10 protein-coding genes and 1 pseudogene are annotated in these 16224 nt (G+C 66.8%); 5 read left to right on the forward strand and 6 right to left on the reverse strand.

Annotated features, from left to right (window positions below; translation table 11 throughout):
• Positions 1-478 precede the first annotated feature (478 nt).
• Positions 479-1054, forward strand: coding sequence for a phasin family protein (locus WT16_RS11000; RefSeq protein ID WP_015600339.1), 576 nt, complete (start codon positions 479-481; stop codon positions 1052-1054).
• Between the two features lie 224 nt (positions 1055-1278).
• On the opposite strand, the gene lpdA is transcribed toward WT16_RS11000, so the two are convergent.
• The 5 genes and pseudogenes from lpdA to WT16_RS34375 all read right to left on the reverse strand — a co-directional run bounded on the left by lpdA (position 1279) and on the right by WT16_RS34375 (position 8164).
• The gene (gene lpdA / locus WT16_RS11005; protein ID WP_063533332.1) at positions 1279-3042 is read right to left on the reverse strand and encodes a dihydrolipoyl dehydrogenase; all 1764 of its coding nucleotides are present in this window, start codon (positions 3040-3042) and stop codon (positions 1279-1281) included.
• A gap of 115 nt (positions 3043-3157) precedes the next feature.
• A pseudogene (locus tag WT16_RS35580) lies at positions 3158-3233 on the reverse strand (ion transporter); the annotation flags it as partial.
• Between the two features lie 81 nt (positions 3234-3314).
• The gene (gene aceF, locus WT16_RS11010) at positions 3315-4979 is read right to left on the reverse strand and encodes a dihydrolipoyllysine-residue acetyltransferase (RefSeq protein WP_063533333.1); all 1665 of its coding nucleotides are present in this window, start codon (positions 4977-4979) and stop codon (positions 3315-3317) included.
• 135 nt (positions 4980-5114) lie between these two features.
• A complete protein-coding gene (gene aceE / locus WT16_RS11015) occupies positions 5115-7811 on the reverse strand; it encodes a pyruvate dehydrogenase (acetyl-transferring), homodimeric type (RefSeq protein WP_063533334.1) in 2697 nt (898 codons plus the stop codon).
• A gap of 167 nt (positions 7812-7978) precedes the next feature.
• Entirely contained in the window at positions 7979-8164 is a 186-nt protein-coding gene (locus tag WT16_RS34375) for a hypothetical protein (RefSeq protein ID WP_075644977.1), read from the reverse strand.
• Between WT16_RS34375 and fixL the strand changes: the two genes are divergently transcribed.
• From fixL to WT16_RS11035, 4 genes are all read left to right on the forward strand, one after another.
• Positions 8084-10594 (forward strand): oxygen sensor histidine kinase FixL, encoded by a 2511-nt coding sequence (gene fixL, locus WT16_RS11020; protein ID WP_009912971.1) that lies wholly within the window; start codon positions 8084-8086, stop codon positions 10592-10594. The two genes, WT16_RS34375 and fixL, sit on opposite strands and share 81 nt — an antisense overlap.
• Positions 10591-11229: an oxygen response regulator transcription factor FixJ gene (gene fixJ / locus WT16_RS11025; RefSeq protein ID WP_006025940.1), complete on the forward strand. Its 639-nt coding sequence runs from the start codon at positions 10591-10593 to the stop codon at positions 11227-11229. The genes fixL and fixJ overlap by 4 nt, the downstream gene beginning before the upstream one ends.
• Positions 11230-11535: 306 nt before the next feature.
• Positions 11536-12393: a bifunctional methylenetetrahydrofolate dehydrogenase/methenyltetrahydrofolate cyclohydrolase FolD gene (gene folD, locus WT16_RS11030; RefSeq protein WP_006025939.1), complete on the forward strand. Its 858-nt coding sequence runs from the start codon at positions 11536-11538 to the stop codon at positions 12391-12393.
• 357 nt (positions 12394-12750) lie between these two features.
• The gene (locus tag WT16_RS11035; protein ID WP_063533335.1) at positions 12751-14853 is read left to right on the forward strand and encodes a M3 family metallopeptidase; all 2103 of its coding nucleotides are present in this window, start codon (positions 12751-12753) and stop codon (positions 14851-14853) included.
• Positions 14854-14982: 129 nt separating this feature from the next.
• Here WT16_RS11035 and dinB read toward each other — a convergent pair whose 3' ends face one another.
• Positions 14983-16140, reverse strand: coding sequence for a DNA polymerase IV (dinB, locus tag WT16_RS11040; protein WP_082874782.1), 1158 nt, complete (start codon positions 16138-16140; stop codon positions 14983-14985).
• Positions 16141-16224: the final 84 nt, after the last annotated feature.

Genomic DNA, 16224 nt, shown 5'->3' on the forward strand with positions numbered 1-16224 from the left:
TCACCCATCGGTTGACCAGAATATCGGCGTCGCAACGGACAAGCTGAAGCAGGGGAAACCACGAATACGGCAGCGAAGCGGGCCGAACGGCCCGCCGACGGGCTCGCAGCGGACGTTCGCGCATGGGTTCGCGCCGCCGCCGAGCCGAAAACGGCGGTCGGTTCGACAAGCCAGAATGTTAAACGTTCCGTCGCTCCAATCGGTTTACCGCGTCGCTATAGTGCGCCTGCGTCAATGCGACACGCGGCCGAACCGGCTTCGCACAGGCGCTGAAACCGATACCAACGAGATAACGCAAACTATTGTTTTACTTAAGGATTGTCAGGATTGTGCAATGCACCAAAAGCACTTGACATTCAATCCTGACGCCCTAAAATAGAAACCATTGTTGCGTTGCACAAAGCAGTTTCAGGCATCTGTTCCCCAAAGTTGTGCCCTTTTCCTTCACGATCATCGATCGAACCTCAGGAGCATGAACATGTCCTTGCTGACCCCCGAGCAAATCGCCGCCGCCCAGAAAGCCAACATCGAAAGCCTCTTCGGTCTCACGACGAAGGCGTTTGAAGGCGTCGAAAAGCTGATCGAACTGAATCTGCAAGTGGTGAAGTCGACGCTCGCTGAAAGCCAGGAAAACGTGCAGCGCGCGCTGTCGGTGAAGGACACGCAGGAACTCCTCGCGCTGCAGGCAAGCCTCACGCAGCCGATCGCCGAGAAGGTGCTCGCGTACGGCCGCCATGTGTACGAAATCGCGTCGGCCACGCAAGCCGAATTCGCGAAGGTCGCCGAGGCGCAATACGAGGAACAGAACCGCAAGGTGCAGGCGCTCGTCGACAACGTCGCGAAGAACGCGCCGGCCGGCTCGGAAACGGCCGTCGCCGCGCTGAAGTCGGCGATCAACGCCGCGAACACGACGTACGAAACGGTGCAGAAGGCCGCGAAGCAAGCGGTCGAAATCGCCGAAACGAACTTCAACGCCGCTGCCGCCGTCGCCACGAAGGCGGCGAACACCGCGGCCGCCGCGTCGCGCCGCAGCAGCACCGGCAAGACCGCGTAAGCGCCGGCGTCACTGCCTGCTCGTTTGGGGAAAGCCGCGCATCTGCGCGGCTTTTTTCATGGCTGTGACCCGCCCGCGAACGCCCTTCCCGTTCGCCCGCAGCCAAACAAAACGGCGCCTCCCTTTTTGAACCGACCGCGCGAAGCCGGATGTCGGCTTTCCGCGTGCGGTTCGTTTCGGGAGGCGCCGTTTCTTGCGCCGTCGCAGCCGGCCGGCCGCGGCGCTTACTTCTTGCGTTGCGGCGGCAGGTCCGTGCAGACGCCTTCGTACAGCTCGGCGGCCATGCCGACCGATTCGCCGAGCGTCGGGTGCGGATGGATCGTCTTGCCGATGTCTTCCGCATCCGCGCCCATCTCGACCGCGAGGCACACTTCGCTGATGAGGTCGCCCGCGTTCAGGCCGACGATGCCGCCGCCAATCACGCGATGCGTTTCCTCGTCGAAGATCAGCTTCGTGAAGCCCTCGTCGCGGCCGTTCGCGATCGCGCGGCCCGACGCGGCCCACGGGAACACCGCCTTGCCGTACTTGATGCCTTCGGCCTTGCACTGGTCTTCCGTCTTGCCCGCCCACGCGACTTCCGGATCGGTGTAGGCCACCGACGGAATCTGCAGCGCGTCGAAGTAGGCCTTCTCGCCGTGCGCCGCTTCCGCCGCGACGTGGCCTTCGTGCACCGCCTTGTGCGCGAGCATCGGCTGGCCGACGATGTCGCCGATCGCGAAGATGTGCGGGACGTTCGTGCGCATCTGCCTGTCGACTTCGATGAAGCCGCGCTCGGTGACGGCGACGCCCGCCTTCTCGGCGCCGATCCTCTTGCCGTTCGGGCTGCGGCCCACCGCGACGAGCACGAGGTCATAGCGCTGCGCGTCCGTCGGCGCCTTCTCGCCCTCGAACTTCACGTAGATGCCGTCTTCCTTCGCCTCCGCGCCGACCGTCTTCGTCTTCAGCATCACGTTGCCGAAGCGCTTCGCGTTGTATTTTTCCCAGACCTTGACGAGGTCGCGGTCCGCGCCGTTCATCAGGCTGTCGAGCATTTCGACGACGTCGATCTCCGCGCCGAGCGTCGAGTAGACGGTCGCCATTTCGAGGCCGATGATGCCGCCGCCGATCACGAGCATGCGCTTCGGCTGCTGGCGCAACTCGAGCGCGCCCGTCGAATCGACGATGCGCGGGTCTTCCGGCAGGAACGGCAGCTTCACCGACTGCGAGCCGGCCGCGATGATCGCCTGCTTGAAGCGGACGACCTTCTTCCCGCCTTCGCCCTGCACTTCCATGTGATGCGGATCGACGAACGCGCCGGCGCCCGTCACGACTTCGACCTTGCGCGCCTTCGCCATGCCGGCGAGGCCCGTCGTCAGTTTCTTGACGACGCCGGACTTGAAGTCGCGCAGCTTGTCGAGGTTGACTTCGGGCTTGCCGAACGAGATGCCGTGCGCGGCGAGCGCCTCGGCCTCTTCGACGACGAGCGCCGTATGCAGCAGCGCCTTCGACGGGATGCAGCCGACGTTCAGGCACACGCCGCCGAGCGTCGGGTAGCGCTCGACGAGCACCGTCTTCATACCGAGATCGGCGGCGCGGAACGCGGCCGAATAGCCGCCGGGGCCGGCGCCGAGCACGAGCATGTCGCACTCGATGTCGGCGGCGCCGGCGTAGCTGCCGGCTTGCGGCGCGGCGGCCGAAGTGGCTGCGGGCGCGGCGGCCGGTGCTGCGGGCCTCGCCGGCTCGGCCGTCTTCGCGGGTGCTGCGGCAGCGGCTGACGCCTCGACGAGCGCGATCACGGTGCCTTGCGAGACCTTGTCGCCGGCCTTGACCAGGATTTCCTTGACGGTGCCGGCGACGTCGCTCGGCACTTCCATGGAGGCCTTGTCCGATTCGAGCGTGAGGAGCGTCTGCTCTTTTTCGATCACGTCGCCGGGCTTGATGTTGACTTCGATGACGTCGACGCCGCTGAAATCGCCGATATCCGGAACCTTGACTTCGATGAGACTCATGTACGTCCCCTACTTGTTTGGCTGCTGACAGAGGGAGTGGAACTCGCGCGTTGAACTACGGCCTGTCTGGAGAACGGGAACCTGGGCAGCGCCACCTTTGCCGTCCACCCAGGGACGCGCCTCTCTTTTGGTCACTTTTCTTTGGCAAGACAAAGAAAAGTGCCTCCCGCCCCAGGGGAGGGGCGACGCATGCAGACCGTCAAGAAAACGAGTTCAACGACGGAGCGCGGATCAACGACATTGACCCAGGCCCCTGCGAGGTCCATCGCTCATCAAAGAATCACGCGCCGGAAGTCGCCAAGCAGCGACCCCAGATACGCATTGAACCGCGCCGCTTCCGCGCCATCGATCACGCGATGGTCATACGACAGCGACAGCGGCAGCGTGAGACGCGGCACGAACTGCTTGCCGTCCCACACCGGCTTCATCTGGCCGCGCGACAACCCGAGGATCGCCACTTCCGGCGCGTTGATGATCGGCGTGAAGTGCGTGCCGCCGATCCCGCCGAGCGACGAGATCGAGAAGCAGCCGCCCTGCATCTGGTCCGGCTTCAGCTTGCCTTCGCGCGCGGCCTTCGACAACTCGCTCATTTCCTTTGCGATGTCGACGAGGCCCTTCTTGTCCGCGTCGCGGATCACCGGCACGACGAGGCCGTTCGGCGTGTCGGCCGCGAAACCGATGTGGTAGTACTGCTTGAAGACGAGGTTGTCGCCATCGAGGCTCGCGTTGAAGGTCGGGAACTTCTTGAGCGCCGCCACGACCGCCTTGATCACGAACGCGAGCATCGTGAACTTCACGCCCGCCTTCTCGTGCTCCTTGTTCAGTTGCACGCGCAGCGCCTCGAGATCGGTGATGTCCGCTTCGTCGTTGTTCGTGACGTGCGGGATCATTACCCAGTTGCGGTGCAGGTTCGCACCCGAGATCTTCTTGATCCGCGACAGCGGCTTTGCCTCGAACGGGCCGAACTTCGCGAAATCGATCTTCGGCCACGGCAGCAGGTTCAGCTCGCCGCCGCCCGCCGGCGCGGCCGCGGCGGCGGGCGACGCGCGCTGCCCCGTCATCACGCCCTTCACGAACGCGGTGACATCGTCCTTCGTGATGCGGCTCTTCGGCCCCGTGCCCGTGACGCGCGACACGTCGACGCCGAGTTCGCGCGCGAACTTGCGCACCGACGGCGACGCGTGGCTCGCGCGGTACTCGCCGCTCGCGGCGGGCGCCGGCGCGGCTGCGGCCGCGGCTGCAGTTGCCGCTTGCGGCGCGGGCTCGGCGGCGGGCGCCGGAGCGGGCGCGGCTTGCACGGGTGCGGCTGCGGGCGCGGCCGCCTGCGGCGCGCTCGCGGCGGCGCCCGACGCTTCGAGCACGACAATCAGCGAGCCCTCCGACACCGCGTCGCCAACCTTCACCAAGATGCCCTTGACGACGCCCGCGGCCGGGCTCGGCACGTCCATCGTCGCCTTGTCGGACTCGAGCGTGACGAGCGACTGCTCCTTCTCGACCGTATCGCCGACCTTCACGGCGATCTCGATCACCGGCACATCCTTGTAGTCGCCGATGTCCGGCACCTTCACTTCGACCGTGCCGCCGCCCGCCGACGCCGACGCCGCCGCGGGCGCAGGTGCGGCTGCCGCGGGCGCGGCCGCCGGCTGCGCGGCGCTCGCCGCGGCGCCGTTCGCCTGCGCGAGCTTGCCCACCGCCTGCGCGCCGTCGAGCAGCACGATCAGCGAGCCTTCCGACACTGCGTCGCCGACCTTCACTTTCACTTCCTTGACCGTGCCCGCCGACGGGCTCGGCACGTCCATCGTCGCCTTGTCGGACTCGAGCGTGACGAGCGACTGCTCGGGCTCGACCGCGTCGCCCGGCTTCACGAGCACTTCGATGACGGGCACGTCCTTGTAATCGCCGATATCCGGCACCTTGACTTCGATCGCTTGACTCATCTGTTTCAGTCTCCTGTCGATCGCGGCAGGCCGCGCGAGCGGCCTGCCGCGATCCCATGCAAGGCGGAGCCGCGCCGCCCCGCCCCCGCTTCGTCGAAAGCGGGAACGGGCGGGCGGCGTCGCGCGGCGCGTGCGTTAAACCGTCATCGGGTTGGGTTTGGCCGGGTCGAGGTCGTACTTCGCGATGGCGTCCGCCACGACCTTGCGCTCGATCGCGCCTTCGTCGGCGAGCGCGTTGAGCGCCGCGACCGTGACCCAGTAGCGATCCACCTCGAAGAAGTGGCGCAGCGCGCCGCGCGTGTCCGAGCGGCCGAAGCCGTCGGTGCCGAGCACGACGTAGCGGCGATCGATCTGGCCGCGGATCTGGTCGGCGAGCGCGCGCACGTAGTCGGTCGACGCGATCACCGGGCCCTGCGTGTCCTTCAGGCACGTCTGCACGTGCGACAGGCGGCGCGCCTCGGCCGGATGCAGCAGGTTCCAGCGCTCGACGTCATGGCCTTCGCGCGCGAGCTCGGTGAAGCTCGGCACGCTCCAGAGATCGGCGGCGACGCCCCAGTCGTTCTTCAGCAGGTCCGCGGCGGCGATCACTTCGTTGAAGATCGTGCCCGCGCCGAGCAGTTGAACGCGCGGCGCCTTCTTGCCGGCGTCGGCCTTCCTGAACGCATACATGCCCTTGATGATGTCGGCCGCCACGTGCTCGCCCTGCGGAATCGCCGGGTGCTCGTAGTTCTCGTTCATCACCGTCACGTAGTAGTAGACGTCCTCCTGCTCCTGCACCATCCGGCGCAGACCGTCCTGCATGATGACGGCGAGCTCGTAGCCGAACGTCGGGTCGTAGCTCACGCAGTTCGGCACCGACGCCGCCCACATCAGCGAGTGGCCGTCTTCGTGCTGCAAGCCCTCGCCGTTGAGCGTCGTGCGGCCCGCGGTGCCGCCGAGCAGGAAGCCGCGCGAGCGCATGTCGCCCGCCGCCCATGCGAGGTCGCCGATCCGCTGGAAGCCGAACATCGAATAGAAGATGTAGAACGGCACCATGATCTCGCCGTGCGTCGAGTACGACGTCGCCGCCGCGATCCAGTCGCACATGCCGCCCGCTTCGTTGATGCCTTCCTGCAGGATCTGGCCGGTTTCCGATTCCTTGTAGAACATCAACTGATCGGAATCCTCCGGCACGTACTTCTGGCCTTCCTGGTTCCAGATGCCGATCTGGCGGAAGAGACCTTCCATGCCGAACGTGCGCGATTCGTCGGGCACGATCGGCACGACGCGCTTGCCGAGCGTCTTGTCCTTCAGCAGGATGTTCAGGATCCGCACGAACGCCATCGTCGTCGAGATCTCGCGGCCTTCGCCCGTGCCCTTCAGGAGCGGCTCGAACGCGTCGAGCGCCGGCACCGGCAGCGACTCGGCCTTCTGGCGGCGCTGCGGCAGGTAGCCGCCGAGGTCCATGCGCTGCTTGCGCATGTATTCGAGCTCCTTCGAGCCTTCGTCGAACTTCACGTACGGCACGTCGGCGATCTGCTCGTCGGTGATCGGCAGGCGGAACTGGTCGCGGAACTTCTTCAGTTGCTCGACGGGCAGCTTCTTCTGCTGGTGCGTGATGTTCATCGCCTGACCCGACTCACCCATCCCGTAGCCCTTGATGGTCTTCGCGAGAATCACCGTCGGCGCGCCCTTCGAGTTGCTCGCCTCGTGGAACGCCGCGTAGATCTTGTGCGGGTCGTGGCCGCCGCGGTTCAGCGCCCAGATGTCGTCGTCGGACCAGTCGGCGACGAGCGCCTTCAGCTCCGGCGAGTTGAAGAAGTGCTCGCGCACGTACGCGCCCGATTCCGACTTGTACGTCTGGTATTCGCCGTCGACGACTTCCATCATGCGGCGCATCAGCGCGCCCGTCTTGTCGCGCGCGAAGAGGGCATCCCAGCGGCCGCCCCAGATCACCTTGATCACGTTCCAGCCGGCGCCGCGGAATTCCGATTCCAGTTCCTGGATGATCTTGCCGTTGCCGCGCACCGGGCCGTCGAGACGCTGCAGGTTGCAGTTGATCACGAACACGAGGTTGTCGAGCTTCTCGCGGCTCGCCATGCCGATCGCGCCGAGCGATTCCGGTTCGTCCGTCTCGCCGTCGCCGAGGAACGCCCAGACCTTGCGGCCGTCCGTCTTCGCGATGCCGCGCGCCTGCAGGTACTTCATGAAGCGCGCCTGGTAGATCGCCATGATGGGGCCCAGGCCCATCGACACGGTCGGGAACTGCCAGAAATCCGGCATCAGCCACGGGTGCGGATACGACGAGATGCCGTTGCCGCCCACTTCCTGGCGGAAGTTGTCGAGCTGCGCTTCCGTCAGGCGGCCGAGCAGGAACGCGCGCGAGTAAATGCCGGGCGACGAATGGCCCTGCACGAACACGAGATCGCCGCCGTGCTCGGCGGACGGCGCGTGCCAGAAGTGGTTGTAGCCGACGTCATAGAGCGTCGCGGCCGAAGCGAACGACGCGATGTGGCCGCCGACGTTCGTATCCTTGCCCGCGCGCAACACCATCGCGATCGCGTTCCAGCGCGTGTACGAGCGGATCCGGTGCTCGATGTCCTGGTCGCCCGGAATCCTCGCCTGGGCTTCGACGGGAATCGTGTTGATGTACGGGGTGTTCGCGGAGAACGGCAGGTGCTCGCCGTGCATCCGCGCGAATTCGATCTGCTTCTCGATCAGGTAGTGCGCGCGGCCGGGACCGACCGCGGAAATCACGCCGTCGAGCGCTTCGAGCCATTCGACGGTTTCCTGCGCGTCGTCGTCGCGTTCGGCCGCGACGTACTTCATCACTTCATTCGGTACAGCGGACATTCTCGTCTCCTGGGTGTCCTGGAATTGAAGATGGCCTTCGCGCGACGACGCGTGCCGCCGGCTGCAACAAGCTCCCGCGGATTGTAAAGAGCGTCGCACGCAACGCGCAACAAAATTTTCGAATTATGAGATCATTTCTTGTAATGTGAAATATTGCTGCGCCGCACTCATCCGGCCGGCATTTGCCGCGCAACATGTATCGATAATTCCGCTTTCGGTTCAATCTTTCTTGTACGCCTTTTGTGCATGGCGCGCTGAGCTACAATCCTGCCATGTTGACCGATCGGCTTTTCGCTCGCTCGGCGCGACCGTCGGGCTCGCCGGCGGAGTCGCAGCCGTCCCGCTGGCACCACGGACCGTGGTGGTCCAACTCTTACCTGCTCACCCCCCTGCTGTCGATCCTGGTCTTTCTCGTCGTGATGAGCCTCATTCTGTGGAGCCTCAACCGCCGCGAGGAGCAGCAGCAGGAAGACACGCTGTTTCGCAACGTCGCGTGGGCGCAGCAGCAGATCCGGCTGTCGATGACGAGCGCGCAGGAGCAGCTCCAGGCGTTCTCGCGCGACATCGCCGCGGGCCGCGTCGACGAGCACGCGTTCCAGGCGACGGTCGGCGACGTGATGCAGGCGCATCCCGAGATCCTCTATCTGAACTGGTACACGTCGCCCGGCACGAAACGCTGGCCGACGATGCAATTGCCGGTCCTCGGCCAGCGGCTCGCGAAGCCGGGCGACGCGCAGATGGACGAAGTCGTGCGCGGCGCGTACGCCGAGGCGCGCGGCACGCGCCGGCAGTCGTACTCGCCGCTCGTCTACGACGACTTCGGCAACGGCTACCTGACGCTGCAAACGCCCGTGATCCGCGACCGCGAGTACCTCGGCTCGATCGCCGCGGTGTTCTCGGTTGAAGGGATCCTGAAGCACGACATCCCGCCCGAGCTGTCCGCGAAATACAAGATCTCGATCACCGACGCGAACAACCGCGAGCTCGCGTCGACGTCGTCGCGCCCGCGGCTGCCGCGCGACGCGCACTACGACCTGCCGCTCGACCCGCCCGGCCAGGGCCTCACGGTGCGCGTCTACGCGTACCCGCAAACGACGAACCTGACCAACAACACGCTCGTGTGGCTCGTCGCGGGCCTGTCGTGCTTCGTGCTGTGGAGCCTCTGGAGCCTGTGGAAGCACACGCGGCAGCGCTTCGAGGCGCAGCAGGCGCTGTACGCGGAGGCGTTCTTCCGCCGCGCGATGGAAAATTCGGTGCTGATCGGCATGCGCGTGCTCGACATGCACGGCCGGATCACGCACGTGAACCCGGCGTTCTGCCGGATGACGGGCTGGGACGAGAGCGACCTCGTCGGCAAGACCGCGCCGTTCCCGTACTGGCCGCGCGATGCATACCCGGAAATGCAGCGCCAGCTCGACATGACGCTGCGCGGCAAGGCGCCTTCTTCCGGCTTCGAGCTGCGCGTGCGCCGCAAGGACGGCTCGCTCTTTCACGCGCGCCTGTACGTATCGCCGCTCATCGACAGCGCCGGCCGGCAGACGGGCTGGATGTCGTCGATGACCGACATCACCGAGCCGAAGCGCGCGCGCGAAGAGCTCGCGGCCGCGCACGAGCGCTTCACGACCGTGCTCGAAAGCCTCGACGCCGCGGTGTCGGTGCTCGCCGCGGACGAGGCCGAGCTCCTGTTCGCGAACCGCTATTACCGGCATCTGTTCGGCATCCGTCCGGACGGCCATCTCGAGCTGTCGGGCGGCGGTTTCGACACCGCGCAGGCGTCGTCCGACTCGATCGACCTGGTCGACGCATACGCCGGCCTGCCCGCCGCCGCGCTCACCGAGAGCACGGCGGACGCGCAGGAGGTGTACGTCGAGAGCATTCAGAAGTGGTTCGAGGTGCGCCGCCAGTACATCCAGTGGGTCGACGGCCACCTCGCGCAGATGCAGATCGCGACCGACATCACGACGCGCAAGAAGGCGCAGGAACTCGCGCACCAGCAGGAGGAGAAGCTGCAGTTCACGAGCCGGCTGATGACGATGGGCGAGATGGCGTCGTCGATCGCGCACGAGCTGAACCAGCCGCTCGCCGCGATCAACAACTATTGCTCCGGCACGCTCGCGCTCGTGAAGAGCGGCCGCGCGTCGCCCGAGACGCTCGCGCCCGCGCTCGAGAAGACCGCGCAGCAGGCGCTGCGGGCCGGGATGATCGTCAAGCGGATCCGCGAGTTCGTGAAACGCAGCGAGCCGAAGCGGCAGCCGTCGCGCGTCGCCGACATCGTCGCCGACGCGGTCGGGCTCGCCGAAATCGAGGCGAGAAAGCGCCGGATTCGGATCGTCACCGAAATCCGCGCAAGAATGCCTATTATTTATGTCGACCCCGTGTTGATCGAGCAGGTGCTCGTGAACCTGATGAAGAACGCGGCCGAGGCGATGCAGGAGGCGCGGCCGCAGGCGGAGAACGGCGTGATCCGCGTCGTCGCCGACCTCGAAGCAGGTTTCGTCGACATCCGCGTGATCGACCAGGGTCCGGGCGTCGACGAGGCGACGGCCGAACGCCTGTTCGAACCGTTCTACAGCACCAAGTCGGACGGGATGGGCATGGGGCTCAATATCTGCCGCTCGATCATCGAATCGCATCGCGGGCGTCTGTGGGTGGTCAACAACGTCGAGCCTGACGGCTTCGTGTCGGGCGCGACGTTCCACTGCAGCCTGCCCGTTGGGGAACCGGAGGATCGCGGTCGCGGATCCGAGACATCGCCATCACAAACCGTAACGGGAGAGATATGAATAGCCCTGTCACCACCTCTCAGGAAACCGTCTTTGTCGTCGACGACGACGAGGCCGTGCGCGACTCGCTGCGCTGGCTGCTGGAGGCAAACGGCTATCGCGTGCAATGCTTCTCGAGCGCCGAGCAGTTCCTCGACGCCTACCAGCCCGCGCAGCAGGCGGGACAGATCGCGTGCCTGATCCTCGACGTGCGGATGTCCGGGATGAGCGGCCTCGAGCTGCAGGAGCGCCTGATCGCCGAGAACGCGGCGCTCCCCATCATCTTCGTGACGGGCCACGGCGACGTGCCGATGGCCGTGTCGACGATGAAGAAAGGCGCGATGGACTTCATCGAGAAGCCGTTCGACGAAGCCGAGCTGCGCAAGCTCGTCGAGCGGATGCTCGACAAGGCGCGCAGCGAGAGCAAGAGCGTCCAGGAGCAGCGCGCGGCGAGCGAGCGCCTGTCGAAGCTGACGGCTCGCGAGCAGCAGGTGCTCGAGCGGATCATCGCCGGCCGCCTGAACAAGCAGATCGCCGACGACCTCGGAATCAGCATCAAGACGGTCGAGGCGCACCGCGCGAACATCATGGAAAAGCTCAACGTCAACACGGTCGCCGATCTGCTGCGGCTCGCGCTGTCGAAGAAACAGGCGTAACGCGCGGCGCCACGCCCCCTCTCCCGCCCGGTGCGCGCCGGGCGAGCGGCTCTTTTTGCGGCGCGACGGCGCGCGCGATGTTTCCGGTTCCCGCCGTCCCGTCGTCCGCCTGCATGCCCGCGCGCATCCCCGCTCTCCGGCACATGCCGTCCCCGTTTTTCTCCCGCGCCTCACGCGGCGCATGGCGCGAATCGACCTGGTCGGTGTCGGCTGACGACAGGCGGGCGGTATAATTCGATGCTTCGCTGCAGCGCAACCCGGCGCCGCACGCCCGCATATCCAACCTCGCCCAAGCGAATTCCCACCATGACAGCCACCCTGATCGACGGCAACGCCCTTTCGAAGACCCTGCGCGCGCAAGCAGCCGAGCGCGCCGCCGCGCTAGCCGCGCGCGGCCACCGCCCGGGCCTCGCGGTGATCCTCGTCGGCGACAACCCGGCGAGCGAAGTCTACGTGCGCAACAAGATCAAGGCGTGCGAGGACAACGGCTTCTTCTCGCTGAAGGACCGCTATCCGGCGACGCTCTCCGAGCCCGAGCTGCTCGCGCGCATCGACGAACTGAACCGCGATCCGAAAATCCACGGCATCCTCGTGCAGTTGCCGCTGCCCGCGCACATCGACAGCCACAAGGTGATCGAGGCGATCGCGCCGGAGAAGGACGTCGACGGCTTTCACGTCGCGAACGCCGGCGCGTTGCTGACGGGCAAGCCGCTCTTTCGCCCGTGCACGCCATACGGCGTGATGAAGATGTTCGACGCATACAAGATCCCGCTGCAGGGCGCGAACGCGGTCGTGATCGGCCGCTCGAACATCGTCGGCAAGCCGATGGCGCTGCTGCTCCTCGAAGCGGGCGCGACCGTCACGATCTGCCACAGCAAGACGCGCGAGCTCGCCGCGCACACGCGCCAAGCCGACATCGTCGTCGCGGCGGTCGGCAAACGCAACGTGCTGACGGCCGACATGGTGAAGCCGGGCGCGACCGTGATCGACGTCGGGATGAACCGCAACGACGAAGGCAAGCTGTGCGGCGACGTCGACTTCGCGGGCGTCTCGCAGGTCGCGGGCCACATCACGCCCGTGCCCGGCGGTGTCGGCCCGATGACGATCACGATGCTGCTCATCAACACGATCGAAGCCGCCGAGCGCGCCGCGGCCGCGGCCTGACGGCGGGTTCGCCAACGCTTGCGGCGGCGGGCGAGCCGGCCGGCTCCGGGAGGCGATGGCCGCCCGCGTCGGCCGCCATGCTGCCGCGCGCCTCCTCGCAGCGTCGTGCGGAAAACCGGATGCTCACGGTCCGGAAACGCCCTCCCCGCCCTCCCATATCGCTCGCCGCATGCACACGCCTGCGTATGCGCGCAGCGGGCCGCCATCGCCGCCCCGCGTTCCCGCCCCAATCGCTTCGTTGGAAACTAACGATTGGAAAGCGCGCGATGCGCCCCAATAATGTCGACATGACGCGACGGCCGGCGCCGTGCGCCGCCGTCTTCCCCCAACCCGAAACCGAAACCGCCAGGGAGCACTATGTCCGTCAGCGCAAACGCCAACCCGCTTCTCGATTTCTCAGGCCTGCCCCGCTTCGGCGAAATTCGCCCCGAGCACGTGACGCCCGCGCTCGACACGCTGCTCGCGAATGCAAACGACGCCGTCGAGCAAGCCGCGCGGCCCGAGACGCCCGCGACCTGGGCCGCCGTCGTCGAGACCATCGAGCATGCGACCGAGCCGCTCGGCCGCGCATGGGGCGTCGTCGGCCACCTGAACGCGGTCGCCGACACGCCCGAGCTGCGCGCCGTCTACGGCGAGAACCTGCCGCGCGTGACCGAGTTCTGGTCGAGCGTCGGCCAGAATCTCGCGCTCTACGAGAAGTACAAGGCGATCGCCGCGAGCGCCGAATACGCGACGCTGTCCGCCGAGCGCAAGAAAATCCTCGACAACGCGCTGCGCGACTTCCGCCTGTCGGGCGCCGAGCTGCCCGAGGAGCGGAAGCCGCGCTTCGCCGAGTTGCAGGAGCAACAGGCGGCGCTGTCGAAATCATTCTCCGATCACGTGCTCGACGCGACGAACGGCTACGCGTACTACGCGCAGAGCGAGGACGAGCTGGCCGGCCTGCCCGACGATGCGATCGCGGCCGCGCGCGAGGCCGCGCAAAAGGAAGACAAGGCCGGCTGGAAGTTCACGCTGCACTTCCCGTCGTATTTCCCGGTGCTGCAATACGCGCAGAACCGCGCGATGCGCGAGGCGATGTACCGCGCCTACGTGACGCGCGCATCCGAGCTCGGCCCGCAGTATGGCGACGGCAAGGCCGACTGGGACAACACGACGATCGTCGCGGATCAACTCTCGCTGCGCCGCGAAGAGGCGACGATGCTCGGCTATCACGACTTCGCCGAAGTGTCGCTCGCGCCGAAGATGGCGGAATCGCCGCAGCAGGTGATTGCGTTCCTCGAGGATCTCGCGAAGCGCGCGCGCCCGTTCGCGGAGAAGGACTGGGACGAGCTGCGCGCGTTCGCGTCGGGCGAGCTCGGCCTCGCTGCGCTCGAGCCGTGGGACGTCGCGTACGCGGCCGAGAAGCTGCGCGAGCGGCGCTACGCGTTCTCCGAGAACGAGGTGAAGCAGTACTTCCCCGAGCCCGCGGTGCTGAAGGGCCTCTTCACGGTCGCCGAGACGCTGTTCGGCGTGCGGATCGCGCGCGACGACGCGCCCGTCTGGCACGAGGACGTGCGCTTCTTCCGCGTCGAGAACCGCGACGGCTCGCTCGTCGCGCAGTTCTATCTCGACCTGTACGCACGCGAAGGCAAGCGCGGCGGCGCGTGGATGGACGACGCGCGCTCGCGCGCGAAGCGCGGCGACGGCCGCGTGCAGACGCCCGTCGCGTACCTGACCTGCAACTTCTCCGCGCCGATCGGCGGCAAGCCCGCGTGCTTCACGCACGACGAGGTGATCACGCTGTTCCACGAGTTCGGCCACGGGCTGCATCACATGCTCACGCGCGTCGACGAGATCGGCGTGTCCGGCATCAACGGCGTCGAATGGGACGCGGTCGAGCTGCCGTCGCAGTTCATGGAGAACTTCTGTTGGGAGTGGGACGTGCTGAAGTCGATGTCGTCGCACGTCGACACGGGCGACGCGCTGCCGCGCGGGCTCTTCGACAAGATGCTCGCCGCGAAGAATTTCCAGAGCGGCCTCGGCACGCTGCGCCAGATCGTGTTCTCGATGTTCGACATGCTGCTGCACGTCGACTTCGATCCGGCGTCCGGCAAGACGAGCGTCAACGACTTCGCGCGCAAGATCAACGAGCGCTTCCACGTGATTCCGCAAGCGCCGTTCTCGCGCTGGCCGAACACGTTCAGCCACATCTTCGCGGGCGGCTATGCGGCCGGCTACTACAGCTACAAGTGGGCCGAAGTGCTGTCCGCCGACGCCTATGCGGCGTTCGAGGAAGCGGCCGGCTCGGCGGGCAGCGTGCTCGATGCGACGACGGGCGCGCGCTATCGGCGCGAGATTCTCGAAGTCGGCGGCAGCCGCCCGGCGATGGACTCGTTCAAGGCGTTCCGCGGCCGCGAGCCGAACATCGACGCGCTGCTGCGCCACAGCGGGATGGCCGACGCCGCGCAGCCGCGCGCGTGACGCGTTCGGCATCGCGCGCCCGGGTCGGGCGCGCGGCCGATCCGCAATATCGACGAACGGCAGCCCGTACCGACGGGTTGCCGTTTTTTTATCGCCCCGTCGAAGCAGCGCGCCGCGCCGCGCGTTCGCTCACGCGCCGGGCGACGCGTCGTCGCCGTCGCTCACGTCGTCGTCAAAGAGCGCGATCTGTCCGTGCCGCTCGGCCGTGTCCTCGTCGATCCGCACGCCGACGCCCAACAGCCGCACCGCCTGCTTGCGGCGCGCGAGCCCTTTCGCGAGCAGCGCGACTGCGGTCTCGGCGTCGGTCGCGTCGGCGACGCATTCGACTGTCGTGCGCTGAAAATCCGCGAAGCGGATCTTCACGTACAGCTTCCTGATCGAGCGCGCGGCCCCCGCCCGCTCGATCCGCGCATCGAGCAGCCCGGTCAATCGACGGATCTCGGCCGCGCATTCGTCGAGCGTCGCGAGGTCCTGCACGTAGGTCGTCTCGACGCTCACCGACTTGCGCTCCTGGTCCGCGCGCACCGGCCGCTCGTCGACGCCGCGCGCGAGTTCGTAAAGCCGTCGGCCGAACGCGCCGAATTCGCGATGCAGATCGAACAGCGACCAGCCGCGCAATTGCGCGCAGGTGCGAATGCCGAGCTTGTCGAGGCGCACCGCCGTCACCTGGCCGACGCCGTGCAGCTTGCGCACGGGCAGCGCGGCGACGAACGCGTCGACTTCGTGCGGCCGCACGACGAACAGGCCGTCTGGCTTGTTCCAGTCGGACGCGATCTTCGCGATGAACTTGTTCGGCGCGACGCCCGCCGACACCGTGACGCCGACCGTGTCGCGCACGCGCTCGCGAATCTCACGCGCGATCAGCGTGCCGCTGCCCTGGCAACGCGTCGCGCGGCTCACGTCGAGATACGCCTCGTCGAGCGACAGCGGCTCGACGTCGGGCGTGTAGTCGCGATAGATCGCCATGATGAGCCGCGACGCCGCGCGGTACTTGTCCATCGCGGGCGGCAGGATCAGCAGATCCGGACACTTGCGCATCGCGAGCGCCGACGACATCGCCGAATGCACGCCGTAACGGCGCGCGTCGTAGTTGCAGGTCGCGATCACGCCGCGCTGGTCGGGGCGGCCGCCGACCGCGAGCGGACGGCCGCGCAGCGACGGATCGTCGCGCATCTCGACCGATGCGTAGAAGCAGTCGCAGTCGCAATGGATGATCTTGCGCGCGAGGGGCGCCGCGTCACCCGAAGGCGGCGGAGACGGATCGAAGGAAGGCGTCGGCTTGTCCAAGGTGCCGATACTGTACAAAAACACAGTTCACGTTTCAACTGCTCGGTGCGACGGCACGCTGCCCATTGAAATCGGAAAGAAGCG

Origin of the sequence: Burkholderia sp. MSMB1589WGS (assembly GCF_001636105.1) — a bacterium.
In the GTDB taxonomy this organism is placed as follows: domain Bacteria; phylum Pseudomonadota; class Gammaproteobacteria; order Burkholderiales; family Burkholderiaceae; genus Burkholderia; species Burkholderia humptydooensis.

Excerpts from the sequence above, each read along its gene's own strand:
- WT16_RS11000 (WP_015600339.1), top strand. The coding sequence starts at position 479 with ATGTCCTTGCTGACCCCCGAGCAAATCGCCGCCGCCCAGAAAGCCAAC.
- lpdA (WP_063533332.1), bottom strand. The coding sequence starts at position 3,042 with ATGAGTCTCATCGAAGTCAAGGTTCCGGATATCGGCGATTTCAGCGGC.
- aceF (WP_063533333.1), bottom strand. The coding sequence starts at position 4,979 with ATGAGTCAAGCGATCGAAGTCAAGGTGCCGGATATCGGCGATTACAAG.
- aceE (WP_063533334.1), bottom strand. The coding sequence starts at position 7,811 with ATGTCCGCTGTACCGAATGAAGTGATGAAGTACGTCGCGGCCGAACGC.
- fixL (WP_009912971.1), top strand. The coding sequence starts at position 8,084 with ATGTTGACCGATCGGCTTTTCGCTCGCTCGGCGCGACCGTCGGGCTCG.
- fixJ (WP_006025940.1), top strand. The coding sequence starts at position 10,591 with ATGAATAGCCCTGTCACCACCTCTCAGGAAACCGTCTTTGTCGTCGAC.
- folD (WP_006025939.1), top strand. The coding sequence starts at position 11,536 with ATGACAGCCACCCTGATCGACGGCAACGCCCTTTCGAAGACCCTGCGC.
- WT16_RS11035 (WP_063533335.1), top strand. The coding sequence starts at position 12,751 with ATGTCCGTCAGCGCAAACGCCAACCCGCTTCTCGATTTCTCAGGCCTG.